27 protein-coding genes are annotated in these 16,639 nt (G+C 54.3%); 25 read left to right on the top strand and 2 right to left on the bottom strand.

Annotated elements, in window-relative coordinates; translation table 11 throughout:
- Positions 1–408: 408 nt before the first annotated feature.
- Genes L5470_RS11200 through lpxB form a run of 4 tightly spaced genes read left to right on the top strand, consistent with a single transcriptional unit; the run spans position 409 to position 3,976 of the window.
- On the top strand, positions 409–747 hold the full coding sequence (locus L5470_RS11200; RefSeq protein WP_099797607.1) for a P-II family nitrogen regulator: 339 nt from the start codon (positions 409–411) through the stop codon (positions 745–747).
- 6 nt (positions 748–753) lie between these two features.
- Positions 754–1,629 (top strand): shikimate dehydrogenase, encoded by an 876-nt coding sequence (locus L5470_RS11195; RefSeq protein WP_499500020.1) that lies wholly within the window; start codon positions 754–756, stop codon positions 1,627–1,629.
- A gap of 32 nt (positions 1,630–1,661) precedes the next feature.
- Positions 1,662–2,813, top strand: a complete 1,152-nt coding sequence (gshA, locus tag L5470_RS11190) for a glutamate--cysteine ligase (protein WP_099797606.1) — start codon at positions 1,662–1,664, stop codon at positions 2,811–2,813.
- 2 nt (positions 2,814–2,815) lie between these two features.
- On the top strand, positions 2,816–3,976 hold the full coding sequence (lpxB, locus tag L5470_RS11185; protein ID WP_499500019.1) for a lipid-A-disaccharide synthase: 1,161 nt from the start codon (positions 2,816–2,818) through the stop codon (positions 3,974–3,976).
- Here the strand turns inward: lpxB and L5470_RS11180 are convergent.
- Entirely contained in the window at positions 3,962–4,423 is a 462-nt protein-coding gene (locus tag L5470_RS11180; protein ID WP_227517453.1) for a DUF2752 domain-containing protein, read from the bottom strand. The two genes, lpxB and L5470_RS11180, sit on opposite strands and share 15 nt — an antisense overlap.
- Positions 4,416–5,537 carry a tRNA guanosine(34) transglycosylase Tgt gene (tgt, locus tag L5470_RS11175; RefSeq protein ID WP_099797603.1) on the bottom strand — a complete coding sequence of 374 codons (1,122 nt, stop codon included), beginning with the start codon at positions 5,535–5,537 and terminating at the stop codon, positions 4,416–4,418. The genes L5470_RS11180 and tgt overlap by 8 nt, the downstream gene beginning before the upstream one ends.
- A gap of 385 nt (positions 5,538–5,922) precedes the next feature.
- Between tgt and rplC the strand changes: the two genes are divergently transcribed.
- From rplC to infA, 21 genes are read left to right on the top strand one after another with little or no spacing between them, the layout of a single operon-like run.
- On the top strand, positions 5,923–6,564 hold the full coding sequence (gene rplC, locus L5470_RS11170) for a 50S ribosomal protein L3 (RefSeq protein WP_099797602.1): 642 nt from the start codon (positions 5,923–5,925) through the stop codon (positions 6,562–6,564).
- 19 nt (positions 6,565–6,583) lie between these two features.
- Positions 6,584–7,216 carry a 50S ribosomal protein L4 gene (gene rplD / locus L5470_RS11165; RefSeq protein WP_099797601.1) on the top strand — a complete coding sequence of 211 codons (633 nt, stop codon included), beginning with the start codon at positions 6,584–6,586 and terminating at the stop codon, positions 7,214–7,216.
- Positions 7,209–7,511: a 50S ribosomal protein L23 gene (locus L5470_RS11160; RefSeq protein WP_099797600.1), complete on the top strand. Its 303-nt coding sequence runs from the start codon at positions 7,209–7,211 to the stop codon at positions 7,509–7,511. Before rplD ends, L5470_RS11160 begins: the two co-directional genes overlap by 8 nt.
- A 15-nt stretch (positions 7,512–7,526) precedes the next feature.
- Positions 7,527–8,393 carry a 50S ribosomal protein L2 gene (gene rplB / locus L5470_RS11155; RefSeq protein WP_499500018.1) on the top strand — a complete coding sequence of 289 codons (867 nt, stop codon included), beginning with the start codon at positions 7,527–7,529 and terminating at the stop codon, positions 8,391–8,393.
- Positions 8,394–8,415: 22 nt separating this feature from the next.
- On the top strand, positions 8,416–8,694 hold the full coding sequence (gene rpsS, locus L5470_RS11150; RefSeq protein ID WP_099797598.1) for a 30S ribosomal protein S19: 279 nt from the start codon (positions 8,416–8,418) through the stop codon (positions 8,692–8,694).
- Between the two features lie 36 nt (positions 8,695–8,730).
- Positions 8,731–9,099 (top strand): 50S ribosomal protein L22, encoded by a 369-nt coding sequence (gene rplV / locus L5470_RS11145; protein ID WP_099797597.1) that lies wholly within the window; start codon positions 8,731–8,733, stop codon positions 9,097–9,099.
- Positions 9,100–9,111: 12 nt separating this feature from the next.
- Complete coding sequence (gene rpsC / locus L5470_RS11140; RefSeq protein WP_099797596.1) at positions 9,112–9,828, top strand: 30S ribosomal protein S3; 717 nt, start codon at positions 9,112–9,114, stop codon at positions 9,826–9,828.
- A 14-nt stretch (positions 9,829–9,842) separates the two neighbouring features.
- Positions 9,843–10,274: a 50S ribosomal protein L16 gene (gene rplP, locus L5470_RS11135; protein ID WP_099797595.1), complete on the top strand. Its 432-nt coding sequence runs from the start codon at positions 9,843–9,845 to the stop codon at positions 10,272–10,274.
- 2 nt (positions 10,275–10,276) lie between these two features.
- On the top strand, positions 10,277–10,489 hold the full coding sequence (gene rpmC, locus L5470_RS11130) for a 50S ribosomal protein L29 (RefSeq protein WP_099797594.1): 213 nt from the start codon (positions 10,277–10,279) through the stop codon (positions 10,487–10,489).
- On the top strand, positions 10,489–10,737 hold the full coding sequence (gene rpsQ, locus L5470_RS11125) for a 30S ribosomal protein S17 (protein ID WP_099797593.1): 249 nt from the start codon (positions 10,489–10,491) through the stop codon (positions 10,735–10,737). Before rpmC ends, rpsQ begins: the two co-directional genes overlap by 1 nt.
- Before the next feature lie 12 nt (positions 10,738–10,749).
- Positions 10,750–11,118, top strand: a complete 369-nt coding sequence (rplN, locus tag L5470_RS11120) for a 50S ribosomal protein L14 (protein WP_099797592.1) — start codon at positions 10,750–10,752, stop codon at positions 11,116–11,118.
- On the top strand, positions 11,118–11,468 hold the full coding sequence (rplX, locus tag L5470_RS11115) for a 50S ribosomal protein L24 (RefSeq protein WP_099797591.1): 351 nt from the start codon (positions 11,118–11,120) through the stop codon (positions 11,466–11,468). Before rplN ends, rplX begins: the two co-directional genes overlap by 1 nt.
- A 51-nt stretch (positions 11,469–11,519) precedes the next feature.
- Positions 11,520–12,065, top strand: coding sequence for a 50S ribosomal protein L5 (gene rplE, locus L5470_RS11110; RefSeq protein WP_099797590.1), 546 nt, complete (start codon positions 11,520–11,522; stop codon positions 12,063–12,065).
- Between the two features lie 30 nt (positions 12,066–12,095).
- Positions 12,096–12,497: a 30S ribosomal protein S8 gene (rpsH, locus tag L5470_RS11105; RefSeq protein ID WP_099797589.1), complete on the top strand. Its 402-nt coding sequence runs from the start codon at positions 12,096–12,098 to the stop codon at positions 12,495–12,497.
- A gap of 18 nt (positions 12,498–12,515) precedes the next feature.
- Entirely contained in the window at positions 12,516–13,079 is a 564-nt protein-coding gene (rplF, locus tag L5470_RS11100) for a 50S ribosomal protein L6 (RefSeq protein ID WP_099797588.1), read from the top strand.
- Positions 13,080–13,442 carry a 50S ribosomal protein L18 gene (gene rplR, locus L5470_RS11095; RefSeq protein ID WP_099797587.1) on the top strand — a complete coding sequence of 121 codons (363 nt, stop codon included), beginning with the start codon at positions 13,080–13,082 and terminating at the stop codon, positions 13,440–13,442.
- 11 nt (positions 13,443–13,453) lie between these two features.
- A complete protein-coding gene (gene rpsE / locus L5470_RS11090) occupies positions 13,454–13,978 on the top strand; it encodes a 30S ribosomal protein S5 (RefSeq protein WP_099797586.1) in 525 nt (174 codons plus the stop codon).
- 13 nt (positions 13,979–13,991) lie between these two features.
- Positions 13,992–14,453 (top strand): 50S ribosomal protein L15, encoded by a 462-nt coding sequence (gene rplO / locus L5470_RS11085; RefSeq protein WP_499500017.1) that lies wholly within the window; start codon positions 13,992–13,994, stop codon positions 14,451–14,453.
- A gap of 12 nt (positions 14,454–14,465) precedes the next feature.
- Complete coding sequence (secY, locus tag L5470_RS11080) at positions 14,466–15,776, top strand: preprotein translocase subunit SecY (RefSeq protein ID WP_448524853.1); 1,311 nt, start codon at positions 14,466–14,468, stop codon at positions 15,774–15,776.
- Positions 15,776–16,363, top strand: coding sequence for an adenylate kinase (locus tag L5470_RS11075; RefSeq protein WP_499500016.1), 588 nt, complete (start codon positions 15,776–15,778; stop codon positions 16,361–16,363). The genes secY and L5470_RS11075 overlap by 1 nt, the downstream gene beginning before the upstream one ends.
- On the top strand, positions 16,356–16,580 hold the full coding sequence (gene infA / locus L5470_RS11070; protein WP_011055956.1) for a translation initiation factor IF-1: 225 nt from the start codon (positions 16,356–16,358) through the stop codon (positions 16,578–16,580). Before L5470_RS11075 ends, infA begins: the two co-directional genes overlap by 8 nt.
- Positions 16,581–16,639 lie beyond the last annotated feature (59 nt).

Below are 16,639 nucleotides of genomic sequence, written 5' to 3'. Positions count from 1 at the left end.
GCAAGCCAACCACGAGCCTCTGGGGTGGTTTACAACACCCCCAATCGACCGTTACCAGTGCCTTAAACAACCGTTTCTGGTGTCCGCAGTACAATTATAACCTAAGGCAACTAAAGTTGCTAAAGGAGCTTTCCTCCCCGCACTGAAGTACGGGGCTTCCAGCCATACCCGATGTGAAGTGCCGTTGAAAGCGGTGCGATCGCAACTCCTGTGGGTCTCGGCCATCGGGTCGCTGCCACCCCATGGGTGTTCCTCCTGCTAGTTGATTTTTTATTATCAATCCTAGAGTTAAAGTGTCCCTGTGTCTGGGATGGAAGATAATGTAGCTATTGCTACACGTTATCGTCTCTAGCCAGTGCTAAATAGAGAGAGAACCTTAGTTTGACGGCCATAGGTAAGGAGTTTACTTTGAAAAAGGTAGAAGCAATTATTCGTCCCTTTAAGCTTGATGAAGTAAAGATTGCCCTAGTGAATGCTGGAATTGTGGGAATGACGGTCTCGGAGGTACGGGGCTTTGGACGCCAAAAGGGGCAGACGGAACGCTACCGTGGCTCAGAATATACGGTGGAGTTTTTACAAAAGTTAAAAGTAGAAATTGTTGTCGAAGATACCCAAGTGGATATGGTGGTTGCCAAAATCATTGAAGCCGCACGGACGGGGGAAATTGGCGACGGCAAAATCTTTGTCACCCCAGTGGAGCAGGTGATCCGTATCCGCACCAGCGAAAAAGACCACGAAGCGGTCTAAGTCTTGATGGTTGCCATTTCCGGCAATACCCAGCTCTTGGGGGTGATTGGCGACCCCATTTCCCATACCCTCTCGCCAGCTATGCACAATGCCGCACTGGAATACTTAGGGCTGGATTATGTCTATGTGCCCTTTGCGGTCAAGGCCAGCGATTTGGAGGCGGCCATAGCGGGGTTGGCGGCACTGAGGGTAGTGGGCTTTAATGTTACCATTCCCCACAAAGAGGCCATTGTGCCTCACTTGGCTGCCATTAGTGACTTGGCGCAGCAGGTAGGGGCGGTGAACACGGTCTATCGCAGTGACCAAGGGTGGGTAGGTACCAACACAGATGTGCATGGGTTTTTAGCGCCGCTGCGATCGCTCCTTTGGAACTGGTCAGACACGGCGGTACTGGTTTTAGGCTATGGCGGTGCTGCCCGAGCAGTGGTGGCGGCCTGCCATGATTTAGGGTGCTCACAGCTTTATGTGAGTGGCCGTCAGCCGGAGCGGTTGGCAGCCTTTGTAGCCAGTTGGCCGAATCTCACTTTAGAGGCGCTGCCGTGGGAGGCACGCACTTCGTGTCTCGGGGATATTCGCTTAGTGGTCAATACGACCCCCATTGGCATGAGTCCTCACCGGGAGGCGACCCCCCTTGCGGCGGAGGATTTAGCACAATTGCCGGCCACCGCAGTGGTCTATGACTTAATCTATAAACCTCGCCCTACCCTGCTGCTGCAATTGGCTATGGCGCGGCAACTGCACACCATTGATGGATTAACGATGCTGCTGCACCAGGGGGCGGCAGCTCTTGAGCACTGGCTTGGCCAACCGGCTCCCACTGCGGTGATGGCCGCTGCCCTTGAGGCAGCGTTGGCTGAGCGATCGCTGCCGGTGCGCCCCTAGCGGGTTAGGATAGTGCTAATTGAGGGGAAACAATGCTATCCAAGGGCTTTGAGGTTGAACTCTATACTGGTACCCCAACAGGAGAGGTTATTGGCCTGTCGGATCAAATTGTCCAAGCGTTGCCCGGTTTTGTGCGGGAGCCGGACAGTCGCAATGTCGAATTCACAACTCCGCCTGTGTATCTTTACGATCAAGCATTGTGTGATCTATTGCGACCACGGTTTCGCTTGCGAGCCTACCTACACTCATTAGGGGAGTTGACGCTGGTGCCTGGCAGTACCCTGAGTTTAGGGGATAGTCAGCAGTTTTATCGCTCAGACCCGCACAATCCTTACCACACCTACATTGAGCAAACCTACGGCAGCCGCGTTGTGACGGCCAGTGTTCATATCAATATTGGCCTGCGGGACCCAGACGCGCTGATCCGCGCCTGTCGGTTAGTGCGCTTAGAGGCAGCGCTGTTTCTGGCCTTAAGTGCATCTTCCCCCTTTTTGGATGGGGACGTGACTGGTTACCACTCGACTCGCTGGGCAACGTTTCCCAAGACCCCTGCCTATGTACCCCTGTTTAGCAGCCATGCCCATTTTATTGCGTGGACCGAAGCCCAACTGCGGCAGGGCACAATGCAAAATGTGCGCCATCTTTGGAGTGCGGTGCGCCCCAATGGCGATCGCCGCCCCTACGATCTCAACCGTCTGGAGTTGCGGATTTGTGACCTCGTTACGGATCCCATTGAGTTACTGGCCATTACTGCCCTTTTAGAAGCGCGTTTGTTGCAGTTGCTGGAGCAGCCGGAGCTGGATCCGCTGCAGGGGAGTTACCTCCACCGCCAAGGGGTGGATCTAGCACAACTGGCCGATGCCAACGAAATGCAAGCGGCTCGCCACAGCCTCGAGGCGGTGTTGACCCACTGGCAAGACGGTCGTCAACTTACAGCCGCAGCCTGGATTGCCGAACTCGTTGAGGAGGTATGGCCGATCGCCAAGGGGCAGGGGTTTAGCTGCTTTTTGGCTCCTATCAAGAAAATTTTGCGTCAAGGCAACACTGCCCAACAATGGCTAGGGCAGTACCATGCCGGAGTACCGATCTCAGAGATTATGGCGGCGGCGGTGCAGGCAATGGCCACGGCAGAACAAGAGTTTGCCGCGCAACTCTGTCAACCGGTTCCCATTCTTCAAGGATAGGCATGGCGCATTTGTTTATTAGCACGGGTGAGGTGTCCGGGGATTTACAGGGGGCATTATTAGTCAAGGCTCTCTATCGCTTAGCTGCCGACCGCAACATTCCCCTGCGCATTTCTGCCTTGGGGGGCGATCGCATGGCGGCGGCAGGGGCAACGGTGCTCTTTAATACCGGCGGTATTGGTTCAGTTGGCCTGCTGGAAGCCCTGCCCTTAGTGAAAACGACCATTGCGCTGCAACTCAAGGCGCGCCGCTATCTGCAGCGCCATCCCCCCGATCTGGTTGTCCTGATTGACTATATTGGCGGCAATATGGCTATGGGAGGGTTTATTCGTAAACACTTTGCGGTGCCGATGGTCTATTACATTGCGCCGCAGGAATGGGTGTGGTCCCATAGCCTGAAAACCACCCGCCAAATTGTTGCCCTCAGCGATCGCCTGATTGCTATTTTCCCAGAGGAAGCCAAATACTATCGCCAACACGGTGCCAATGTGGTGTGGGTGGGGCATCCGCTGTTAGATCGCATTGCTGCTGCCCCCAGTCGCGAGGCGGCGCGTCAAGCCTTAGGGATTGGCCCAGAGGAGTTGGCAATCGCCCTGTTGCCCCTCTCCCGCAAGCAGGAAATCCGGTCGCTGTTGCCCTTGATTTTGGGAGCAGCAACAAATATTGCCAAGGTCTATCCCCACGCGCGGTTTTGGCTGCCGCTTTCTCTACAGCAGTACCGCCCATCGATTGAGGCTGCTTTGCAGCACTACCCCATTAGAGTCACGCTTGCCGATGACTCGTTACTGGTGTTGGCCGCCGCAGATCTGGCGATCGCCAAGTCGGGCACGGTCAACCTAGAAACCGCGTTGTTGAATGTGCCGCAGGTGGTGATTTATCGGGTCAACCCCATTAGTCTTTGGCTGTACCGCATCTTTTTGAACTTTAACCTTGACTTTGTCTCTCCCCCCAATTTACTGGCCGGAAAAGCCATTGTGCCGGAGCTACTCCAGGAGAACGCTACGGTTCAAACCATTACTGCCACTGCCCTAGGGCTACTCGCCAATCCTGACAAGCAAGCAGTCATGAAGGCCGAGTATCGTGCTATGCGACGGGCCATGGGAACCCCCGGTGTGGTGGAGCGTGCCGCGACGGAAATTTTAGATCTGCTAACGCACCATTGAAAACGGGTTGATGTAAAACTCGCCAGTTTGGATCAAGCTCGTGAGGCGCACTCCATAGTACCCAAAGTACAGCAAGGCTAGCCACCACCAGTTTTGTACCCGTTGCAGGTAACGGAAGGGGGTACGCTGTAGTCGCCGTCCAGTTTTTAATTCTGCCGCCATTAGCACAACTACCAACATAAACGCCGCAAATAGGGGAGGGCCAAACAGGTGCATAGAAAGGGCATCCTCAAAATTGCCGCGGGCGATCGCCATAAAGGAGCGGGTCAAGCCACAGCCAGGGCAGGGAATACCCGTCAAGCTACGAACGGGGCAAATGACAAAGGGCGGAGCCATACCATGGTTAAAGAGAACCGAGCCAACTAAAGGAGCCGTGGCCAACCCCAAAAACCCCCAGCGGCTCAAGCGTTCTTCCCTCGATAACACCGCATCAGAAAAGCTAATCATCGTGGCTGGATGTGCATAGGCGTTGTTCCCATTCTGCCGCAAACTTTGGAAAGTGATCCTCGAGGATGGCCTGCCGCGCCGCTTGGGTGAAACCGATGAGTTCAGTGACATTATGAATAGACAGCAGTGTATAGGCCAATAATTCCTTGGCGCGAACTAAGTGACTGAGGTAGGCACGACTAAAGGTACCACAGGTGTAGCAGGGACAGGTTGGATCGAGGGGGGCATAGTCTCGGCGAAACCGCGCATTTTTCAGATTCCAGCGGTTCCCCTGAACAATGGCACAGCCATGGCGTGCTAGGCGGGTGGGAATGACACAGTCAAATAAATCCACCCCTGCGGCGATCGCCCGCAGCATTTCTAGGTGGGTGCCCACCCCCATCAAATAGCGGGGCTTATGGGTGGGCAGCAGTGGCGCCGTCACCGCCACAATCTCGTGCATGGCAGTCGTCGGTTCCCCCACACTTACCCCCCCAATCGCATAGCCGGGTAAATCGTAGGCCAGCATGGCGGTGGCACACTCACGGCGGATATCGCCATATACCCCCCCTTGAACAATGCCAAACAGGGCTTGGTCTGGCCGTTGCTTTGCTGCAATACAGCGCTCGAGCCAGTGCAGGGTTCGTTGGGTTGCCTGGGTCACGACCGCGCGACTGGCGGGATAGGGGGGGCACTCATCAAAGGCCATGATCACATCTGCCCCCAATTGCTCTTGGATGCGGATGGCCCGCTCCGGTGACAATTCAATCATCTGGCCATCGTGGGGCGATCGGAACACAACCCCCGCATCGGAGATCTGGCGCATCTCACTGAGGCTAAAAACCTGAAACCCACCGGAATCCGTTAGGATTGGGCCTGACCACCCCATAAACCGATGCAGGCCACCGGCAGCGGCAACAATCTCTTCGCCGGGTTGCAGGTGCAAATGATAGGTATTGGCCAGCACCATTTGCGCCCCTGCCCCTTCAAGGTGCTGAGGGGTTAAGGTTTTGACGTTAGCCAAGGTGCCCACAGGCATAAAGCGAGGCGTGGCCACACTGCCGTGGGGAGTATGAAATAAACCCGCTCGGGCATGGCTGTGGCGACACTGCTGCTGACAGACAAACTCAAACACAACCCATTCCCAATGCCATGCGGTTCAAAGGAGCGTCAAAAATGTTAGCAAATGCCTAGACAAACTTACAATGGCTGATCTATGATTAAAACTTGCGACCAAAAACGGATACTGAGTTGGGGGCGATCGCCTCAATCCCCTTAAGTCCTTGGTTCCACTGATCCATTCAGATGTAGCTGGCTGTTAGCCCGTAAACAAACGCCATAACGCCATTATCATCTGAAACTGTCCTTGCTCGACGATAGATACGCCCAAGGCGTTGTCTTGCTGACCGTGTAACTGCTGGGTCAATCCACCATTCCTAACTGCGGGAATCTGCCGAGGTGTAGTGTGCACGCTACCTCTCGCTGTTTTGTTGTGATTCGTACTTTTAAGGAAAGCGATCGTGACAGTTGGTATTTTAGGGACAAAATTGGGCATGACCCAAATCTTTGATGAGGTGGGCAAAGCTGTCCCCATTACAGTGGTGCAGGCCGGACCGTGTCCGATCACCCAAATCAAGACCCCTGCAACAGACGGCTACACGGCCATTCAAGTGGCATTTGGCGAGGTGCGCGAAAAAACCCTTAGTCGTCCTGAGCGCGGCCACCTCAGCAAACATTCGCAAACGCCGCCCATGCGTCATCTGCGGGAATATCGCCTTGATGACACGTCCCCCTACCAACTGGGTCAGACCATCACCGTGGATATTTTTAGCCCTGGTCAATTGGTCGATGTGCGTGGCACCAGCATTGGTCGCGGCTTTGCAGGCTATCAAAAACGACACAACTTTAAGCGCGGCCCGATGGCTCACGGCTCTAAGAATCACCGCTTACCGGGGTCAACCGGTGCCGGTACAACGCCGGGGCGCGTCTTTCCAGGGAAACGCATGGCCGGTCGCATGGGGAATGCAACGGTCACAATTCGCAAGTTGCAAGTTGTGCGTGTCGATAGCGAGCGGAACTTGATCTTAATCAAGGGGGCACTGCCCGGTAAGCCGGGGGCACTGGTGAGTATTACCCCCGCAAAGGTCGTTGGTCACAAGTAAGGGCTTAGAGAGTGCAGTTATGGTTGCATGTGTTGTAAAGGACTGGCAAGGGGCTGATAGCGGCGAGGCAACCCTTGATCTTGCTACGGCCAAGCCAGAAACCGCGAGTCATATTGTCCATCGCGCCCTTGTGCGGCAGTTAGCTAACGCGCGTCAGGGAACGGTTTCCACGAAAACCCGTGCTGAAGTTCGCGGCGGTGGTCGCAAACCATGGCGGCAAAAAGGTACGGGTCGTGCCCGTGCTGGCTCGATTCGCTCACCTCTGTGGCGCGGTGGTGGTGTCATCTTTGGCCCTAAGCCCCGGGACTACTCCCAAAAAATGAACCGTAAAGAGCGGCGGCTGGCTCTGCGCACAGCGCTGATGGATCGTGCCGCAGATTTAATTGTGGTTCAGGAGTTTGCGGATCAGTTGCCGCGCCCCAAAACCAAGGAATTGGTGACAGCACTCCAACGCTGGGGGGTGCAGCCAGACCAAAAAGTACTGCTGTTGGTGAATGATCTGGCGGAAATGATTATTCTCTCGGCACGTAATGTACCAACGCTTAAAGTGTTGCGCGCCGATCAGTTAAATGTGTTTGATTTGCTCCACGCCGATCGCATTGTCGCCACAACGGGGGCGATCGCCAAAATTCAGGAGGTGTACGGTGACTAAAGTGCAGCCCCGCGTCCTTGCGGATCTAATTAAGCGTCCGATCGTAACCGAAAAGGCCACGGTGCTATTGGAAAACAACCAATATACCTTTGATGTCGATCGCCGTGCCACCAAGCCGCAAATCAAGGCCGCCATTGAAGATCTGTTTAATGTCAAGGTCACTGGCGTTAACACCTACAACTTACCCAAAAAAGCAAAGCGGGTAGGGCGCTTCATCGGTCATCGCACCCAATACAAGCGGGCGATCGTCACCCTTGCCCCCGAGAGCAAAATTAACCTCTTCCCCGACGTTTAACGGAGCACCAAGATCATGGGCATTCGTGCATACCGACCCTACACCCCCGGTACCCGCCAAAAATCCGTTTCCGACTTTGCCGAAATTACAACAGATACCCCCGAAAAATCCCTGACCCGTGGCTATAAGCGGGATAAAGGTCGGAATAATCGCGGTGTGATTACCAGTCGGCGGCGAGGTGGCGGCCATAAGCGCCGTTACCGTGAGGTGGACTTTCGCCGCAGCAGCAAAGTGAATGTACCCGCCAAAGTGGCCACGGTAGAATACGACCCCAACCGCAACGCCCGGATTGCCCTTGTTCACTACCAAGATGGTGAAAAGCGCTATATCCTTCATGCTCGCGATCTCGCTCCCGGCAGCAACATTATTGCCAGCCCCGATGCCCCCATTGAAGTCGGCAATGCGCTGCCCCTTGGCAAAATCCCGCTGGGAACCAGTGTGCATAACGTAGAAATTACCCCCGGTCGTGGTGCTCAAATGGTGCGCGCCGCAGGGGCAATGGCACAGGTCGTGGCCAAGGAAGGGGATATGGTTACCTTAAAACTCCCTTCCGGTGAGGTGCGCCTCTTCCGTAAAGAGTGCTATGCCACCATCGGCCAAGTGGGCAATGTGGAGGCCAACAACCTCAGCATGGGTAAGGCTGGGCGCAATCGTTGGAAAGGTCGGCGGCCAAAGGTACGCGGTTCCGTCATGAACCCAGTGGATCACCCCCACGGTGGTGGTGAAGGCCGTGCCCCCATTGGTCGCAGTGGACCGGTTACCCCTTGGGGCAAACCCACCCTTGGTTACAAGACCCGCAAGAAGAAGAAACTCAGCAATGCCCTCATTGTGCGGCGACGCAAGAAGTCGTCCAAGCGTGGTCGTGGCGGTCGTCAGTCTTAAGGTACTCCGGAGAAGTTAGGTTATGGGACGTTCACTGAAAAAAGGCCCCTTTGTGGCAGATCATCTCTTACGGAAAATTGAGGCACTCAACGAGCGCAACAGCAAGGAGGTGATCAAAACATGGTCGCGGGCATCCACCATTGTGCCAGAGATGATTGGCCACACCATTGCGGTACACAACGGCAAACAGCACGTGCCTGTGTATATCACCGAGCAAATGGTCGGCCATAAGCTGGGGGAATTTGCTCCCACCCGTAACTTCCGCAGCCACGTCAAGGGGGATAAAAAAGCCCGCCATTGATCATTACTGTTTAGCCACCGTATTGGATAGCTGTCTATGGTTTCTACCGCTTCTCCTGCCGCCCGTGCTTCAGCCAAATACGTCCGCATGTCCCCCCATAAGGTACGGCGGGTGCTAGATCAACTCCGGGGACAAACTTATCGTGATGCCCTGATTATGCTGCGGTTTATGCCCTATCGTGCCTGTGAACCCATTACAAAGGTGCTGCGCTCGGCAGCGGCTAACGCAGAGCACAATCTGGGGTTAGACCCAGCAACCCTAGTGATCAGCCAAGCCTACGCGGATCAAGGCCCTTCCTTAAAGCGGTTTCGCCCCCGCGCTCAAGGCCGTGCCTATCAAATTCGCAAACCAACCTGCCACATCACCATTGCTGTGGCTGCCCAAAACACCGCTGACGAATCGTAGAAGGATACCACTGTGGGACAGAAGATTCACCCAATTGGCTTTCGCCTCGGCATTACTCAGGAGCACCGCTCCCGCTGGTATGCAGATGCCGATCGCTACCCCGATTTACTCAAAGAAGATCATCAAATCCGCACCTACATCAACAAGGTGATGGGGAATGCCGGTATTGCCGAGATTCGCATTGAACGCAAGGCCGATCAAGTGGAGTTGCAAATTCGCACTGCTCGTCCTGGGGTGGTTGTTGGCAAAGGCGGGCAAGGGATAGAAAAGCTGCGGGAAGACCTGCGGCAAATGCTACCCCCTAGCCGCACGGTCAAAGTCAATGTCCTTGAAGTCAATCGTGTGGATGCGGAAGCCAGTTTGCTGGCGGAGTATATCACCCAGCAGCTAGAGCGGCGGGTGGCCTTCCGGCGGGCTGTGCGGCAGGCAATTCAGCGGGCACAGCGAGCCGGGGTTGAAGGGATCAAAATTCAAGTGGCGGGTCGGCTGAACGGCGCTGAAATTGCCCGTACCGAATGGACGCGCGAAGGTCGAGTGCCCCTGCATACCCTACGTGCCGATATTGACTACGCCTATCGGACAGCGCGCACCATTTACGGTATTTTGGGGGTCAAGGTGTGGATCTTCAAGGGTGAAGTGCTCCCAGGTCAACCAGAAGCTGCGAGTCGTGAACCACATCGGCGCACTGGCCAACGCCGCTTGCCTCAATTTGAAAATCGCTCTAACTAACAAGGAAGTCAGCGATGTTAAGTCCTAAGCGTACTAAATTTCGGAAACAACAGCGGGGACGAATGACTGGGGTTGCCAGTCGCGGTAGCTCGATTCATTTTGGTGACTTTGCCCTGCAAGCCCTTGAGCCAGCGTGGATTACCTCGCGGCAGATCGAGGCGGGGCGGCGAGCCATGACCCGCTATATTCGCCGTGGGGGCAAAATTTGGATTCGCATTTTCCCGGATAAACCCGTCACCATGCGCCCCGCAGAAACACGGATGGGGTCTGGGAAAGGCTCACCGGAATACTGGGTGGCGGTGGTCAAACCCGGACGCATTATGTACGAAATTGCAGGGGTGCCGGAGGCAACGGCTCGGGAAGCGATGCGCCTCGCCGCCTATAAGATGCCGATCAAAACTCGCTTTATTGTCCGTAATCAAGATGACGTGCAACAGGAGGGTTAGGGATGGCATTAACAAAAATGAGTGACCTGCGGCAACTCAGTGATCAAGAGGTGGGCGATCGCATCGTTGCTATCAAAAAAGAATTGTTTGATCTGCGGTTCAAAAAAGCAACGCGGCAGGAGGTCAAACCTCACCAATTTAAGCATTTGCGCCATGAGTTGGCTCAGCTTTTAACCCTTGAGAATGAACGTCGCCGCAGTGGAGGACACAACTAATGGCAGTGAAAGAACGTGTGGGTGTGGTGGTTAGCGACAAGATGGATAAAACCGTTGTCGTTGCCGTTGAAAACCGCTCTGCCCATCCCAAGTACGGCAAAATTGTTGTCAAAACCCGCCGCTATAAAGCCCACGATGAAAACAATGAAGCTAAAGTTGGCGATCGCGTGCGGATCCGTGAAACTCGCCCCCTCAGCCGTACCAAACGCTGGGCGATCGCCGAAATTCTCAACACTGGGACTGCTTAAGGAGAGCCAGCCATGATTCAACAGGAAACCTACCTGAACGTTGCCGACAACAGCGGCGCCAAGAAACTGCTCTGCATTCGCGTCCTCGGTGGCGGTAATCGTCGTTATGGCAGCGTGGGTGATGTCATTATTGCCACGGTTAAGGATGCCACCCCCAACATGGCCGTGAAAAAATCCGATGTCGTCCGAGCCGTCATTGTGCGTACCCGCAAAGCCATCCGCCGCGAAAGTGGCATGAGCATTCGCTTTGACGATAACGCCGCTGTACTGATCAACCAAGAGGGGAATCCCCGGGGCACCCGGGTGTTTGGACCGGTTGCTCGCGAACTGCGGGATAAAAATTTCACCAAAATTGTCTCCTTGGCACCGGAGGTTCTCTAATGGCTGCAAAAAAAGCAAAAGCACCTGTGCGCCATCGAATGCATGTCAAAAAAGGTGACACCGTACAAGTCATTGCCGGTCGCGATAAAGCCAAAGTGGGCGAAGTCCTAGCGGTGTTCCCCAAAACCAGTCAAGTGATTGTCAAAGGGGTCAACCTCAAAACAAAACATGTTAAGCCTCGCCAAGAGGGGGAATCTGGCCAAATTATTACGAAGGAAGCCCCCATTCATAGCTGCAAAGTCATGCTCTACTCCAGCAAGCAGAACGTTGCCAGCCGCATTTGCTACACCTACACCGAAGACGGTCGCAAAGTCCGAATGCTCAAAAAAACCGGGGAAATTATTGATTAGTTTCCCCCCTCTCTGACCACGCCCAGAGACCTTGCCTAGGAGAAGTCCCCCATGTCCAAACGTCTGAAAGACCATTACAGCAAAACGGTTGTGCCGCAACTTATGCAGCAATTCCAGTACACAAATATTCACCAAGTCCCCAAAATCACCAAAATAACGGTGAATCGCGGGCTTGGGGAGGCGGCACAAAACGCCAAAGCCCTTGAAGCAACACTCGCAGAAATTGCGACCATTACAGGTCAAAAACCTGTGGTCACCCGTGCCAAGAAGGCGATCGCTGGCTTCAAAATTCGCCAAGGCATGCCAGTGGGGGTAGCCGTTACCCTACGTGCCGATCGCATGTATTCCTTTCTAGATCGGCTCATCAACCTTGCCCTCCCCCGGATTCGTGACTTTCGTGGCGTTAACCCCAAAAGTTTTGATGGCCGGGGCAACTATACCTTAGGACTACGGGAGCAACTTATTTTTCCCGAAGTCAACTACGACGATATTGATCAAATTCGCGGCATGGATGTCTCAATCATCACCACTGCCACCACTGATGAAGAAGGACGTGCCCTGCTAAAAGCAATGGGTATGCCGTTCCGTGATAACTAACGCCGGAGGCAGGATTTTTAAGGAGCAACTATGGCAGTAAACGACACGATTGGCGATATGCTGACTCGCATCCGCAACGCAAACCTTGCGCGGCATCAAAGCACGACCATCCCCGCCACGCGAATGACTCGCAGTATTGCCCAAGTGCTAAAGGCAGAAGGGTTCATTCGCGACTACGAAGAGCAGGGAGACGGCATTCAGCGACAATTGGTGGTTGCCCTCAAATATCGCGGCAAGCAACGCCAGCCAATTATTACTGCTCTCAAGCGGGTTAGCAAACCCGGATTGCGCGTCTATGCCAACTCCCGCGAACTCCCCCGGGTTCTTGGGGGGATTGGGATTGCCATTATTTCCACCTCCAGCGGCATCATGACCGATCGCGAGGCGCGGCAGCAGGGCATCGGCGGCGAAGTACTCTGTTACGTTTGGTAAGCTCGGAGGACGTCCTACATGTCTCGTATTGGCAAACGCCCCATTCCCCTGCCGAAAAATGTCACCCTGACCCTTGAGGGGCAACAGGTCACCGTCAAAGGTCCCAAAGGACAATTGAGCCGGGTACTGCCCCCAGAGGTCACGGTGTCCCAAGAAGGTGAAACCATTCTCGTCCAGCGGCGCGACGAATCCCGAACAGCAAAAGAACGCCACGGGCTGTGCCGTACCCTTGTAGCCAACATGGTCGAAGGAGTGGCTCAGGGCTTTACAAAAAAGCTAGAGATCCAAGGGGTGGGGTACCGTGCTCAACAGCAAGGTAAAAATCTGGTGCTAAGCATGGGATACAGCCATCCGGTGGAAATTACGCCCCCCGACGGCATTACTTTAGAAATAGAAGATAACCAAGGCAAAAAAGTCCAGCAGGGCACCATCGTCCTTGTGAGTGGCATTGATAAAGAACTAGTGGGTAATTTGGCTGCCCAAATCCGTGGGGTTCGCCCCCCTGAGCCTTACAAAGGCAAAGGTATTCGGTACTCTGGTGAATTTGTCCGTCGCAAAGTTGGTAAGACAGGGAAGAAATAGATGAAGAAAACTCGTACTGCCGCTCGTCAAAGTCGGCATCAGCGCATTCGTCGCAAAGTCAAAGGCACCGGCGATCGCCCCCGTCTCGCTGTTTTCCGTTCCCACCAGCACATCTATGCCCAAGTCATTGATGACAGTCGGCATCATACCCTTGTCGCCGCCTCCAGTGTTGAGCCGTCACTGCGACAAAAGCTGGGAAATGGCAGTAACTGTGCCGCCTCTGCTGAAGTTGGGCGGCTGATTGCTGAGCGTGCCAAGGCCGCTGGCATCCAGCAAGTCGTTTTTGATCGCGGCGGAAATATCTATCACGGTCGCGTCAAAGCCCTTGCGGATGCTGCCCGTGAAGCCGGACTGGACTTTTAGAGGATGACCCGATGGCAAATCGTCGTAAAAACCCCCGTAAAGTTGAAAAAGAAACCGACTGGCAAGAACGAGTTGTTCAGATCCGCCGTGTCTCTAAAGTCGTTAAAGGCGGTAAAAAACTAAGCTTCCGCGCCATTGTTATTGTCGGCAACGAACGCGGGCAAGTGGGTGTTGGGGTTGGCAAAGCTGCCGACGTCATTGGGGCTGTCCGTAAAGGCGTTGCTGATGGCAAAAAGCACCTTGTCGAAGTTCCCATTACTAAATCTAACTCCATTCCTCACCCTACGTTTGGTGAAGGCGGAGCCGCCCGCGTTATGATTCGTCCCGCCGCCCCCGGCACTGGAGTTATTGCCGGTGGATCGGTGCGCACCGTCTTGGAACTGGCTGGAGTGCGCAACGTGTTGGCCAAACAACTGGGCTCCAGTAACCCCCTTAACAATGCCCGGGCAGCCCTAGAAGCCCTCGCGGCGTTGCGCACCTTTCCGGAAGTAGCCGAAGAGCGGGAAATCCCTGTGGAAAATCTTTATAGCAAGTAGTTAGGAGTAGCCCATGCGTTTTCAGGATGCTCAACCCCAACCGGGATCGCGGCGACGGAAGCGGCGCATTGGCCGTGGCATCTCGGCCGGTCAAGGTGCCAGTGGTGGATTTGGAATGCGAGGGCAGAAATCCCGCTCCGGTCGTCCCACCCGCCCCGGGTTTGAAGGGGGGCAAAATCCCCTCTATCGACGGCTACCCAAGCTTAAGCACTTCCCCATTGTCAACCGGACGCTTTACACTACAGTTAACGTTGCTCGTCTCAATACCCTACCTGCCAATAGTGTGGTTACCGTTGAGTCTCTGCTAGAGGCCGGAATTTTAACCACCGCAAAATATCCCTTGAAAGTGCTGGGGGATGGTGAGCTGAGCGTCAAACTGGAGGTGCACGCCGCTGCCTTTAGCGGTAGTGCTCGTGCCAAAATCGAAGCAGCGGGTGGGGTATGTGTCGATGCCGTCGTTACTGACAGCGAATAGAGGAAGCGGATCATGATTGTGAATCGCGGCAAAGCCCCCACCGCCCAAGAAACCTTTATGCAGATGGCTCAAGCCTCTGGGTTGCGAGGGCGACTACTAATCACGCTTGGGCTACTAATTTTAGTGCGTCTAGGCATTTATTTGCCAATTCCGGGCATTGATCGCGCCGTCTTTGCTCAGAGTGTTGAAGACAATGCCGTTATTCGCTTTCTAGATATTTTCTCTGGTGGTGGGCTATCTGCCCTCGGCATTTTTGCCCTTGGCATTTTGCCCTACATCAACGCTTCCATCATTATGCAATTGCTGACGGCAGCCTTACCCTCCCTCGAACGGCTACAAAAAGATGAAGGCGAAGCGGGGCGGCGCAAAATCTCGCAGATTACCCGCTACGTCTCCGTTGCGTGGGCTATCCTCCAAAGCCTTGGTATTGCTGTTTTTGTTAGTTCAATTCCCGGAGCAGCGCTGCATCCGGGGCCGTTTTTTATTGCAGAAATTGTCATTGCCCTCACTGCTGGCTCCATGGTGGTGATGTGGATTTCGGAACTAATTACTGAGCGAGGGGTTGGCAATGGTGCCTCCCTCCTCATCTTTTTGAGCATTGTGGCGTACCTGCCGGGGTCAGTGGGTCAAACGATTGCCTTTGCTGAAAGTGGCGGCAATGTTGGCGGCATTGTGATTCTTGTTACGGTCTTTTTGGCCATGATTGTCGGCATTGTCTTTGTCCAAGAAGGCACCCGCCGCATTCCCATTGTTTCGGCGCGGCGACAGGTGGGGCGCAAACTTTACCGCGAGCAGACGAGCTACCTGCCGCTGCGGCTTAACCAAGGGGGAGTCATGCCCATTATTTTTGCCTCCGCTGTCCTCATTTTGCCCTCCACCCTAGCCCAGTTTACCCGCAACGAACTTATAGCTCAGATTGGTGCCTACATCTCCCCGGCAGGGCCAACACCGTGGGTTTACGTCATTGTCTATCTCCTGTTGATCCTGTTCTTTAGCTACTTCTACTCCTCCTTGGTGGTGAACCCCGTGGATATGTCCCAAAACCTGAAGAAGATGGGAGCAAGTATTCCTGGGATTCGTCCAGGGAAAGCCACCTCAGATTATCTAGAGCGCGTGCTGAATCGCTTGACCTTCCTGGGTGCCATTTTCCTAGGGTTAGTGGCAATTATTCCCACAGCAGTGGAAAGTGCCACTCGCGTCACCACCTTCCAAGGGCTAGGTGCCACCTCACTGCTGATTTTAGTGGGGGTAGCCATTGATACCTCGAAGCAAATTCAGACCTACGTCATTTCACAACGTTATGAGGGGATGGTGAAGCAGTAATGCGGTTAATTTTATTCGGTGGCCCCGGCTCTGGCAAAGGGACTCAAGCAGCGATTTTACTAGAGCACTTTGGTATTCCCCACATTTCTACGGGGGATATTCTGCGCTCCGAACGAGCAGCAGGCACGCCCCTTGGGCAACAGGCTCAGGGCTACATGGATCGCGGCGAACTGGTTCCAGATCAAGTCATTGTGGACATGGTGGCCAATCGCCTCCAGCAAGCGGATACAGCAACCGGCTGGCTGCTGGATGGTTTTCCGCGCAACTCGTCCCAAGCAAAGATCTTTGAGTCCATGCTGACGGATATTGGCCAAACCTACGACTATTTGCTGTTTTTAGATGTGCCTGCCCACATCCTCCAAGAGCGCGCCCTGAACCGAGCGAAGCAGGCAGCTTCCGGTCAGCAGCGCTCCGATGATACACCGGAAACCATTCTCAAGCGGCTACAGGTCTATGAGCAAGAAACACTACCTATGATTCAGCAGTACATCGGCCATCCTAAATTTGTTCATGTGGATGGTACTGGCACCATCGCGGAGGTCACTGCTGCGATTAAAGCTCGCCTTGGGGAGGTCAATTGTGTCTAAGCAGGATGCCATTGAAATTGAAGGTACGGTCACAGAGTCTTTGCCCAATGCCATGTTTCGTGTGGATTTGGACAATGGCTTTAATGTTCTTGCCCATATTTCCGGCAAAATTCGCCGCAATTACATCAAAATTCTGCCGGGCGATCGCGTCAAGGTCGAGCTCACTCCCTACGACCTGACCAAGGGACGGATCACCTATCGGCTGCGGAAGAAGTAGGCATTTGTTTGATTTACGACCTTTACTCTGCTAGAATGTAAAATTTGCGACTAGATGAG

It is taken from the genome of Synechococcus sp. PCC 6717 (assembly GCF_022698185.1).
Taxonomy (GTDB): Bacteria; Cyanobacteriota; Cyanobacteriia; order Thermosynechococcales; family Thermosynechococcaceae; genus Thermosynechococcus; species Thermosynechococcus lividus.
Note: the sequence above shows the minus strand (reverse complement) of the source record. Positions and strands in the feature narration are given on the sequence as shown.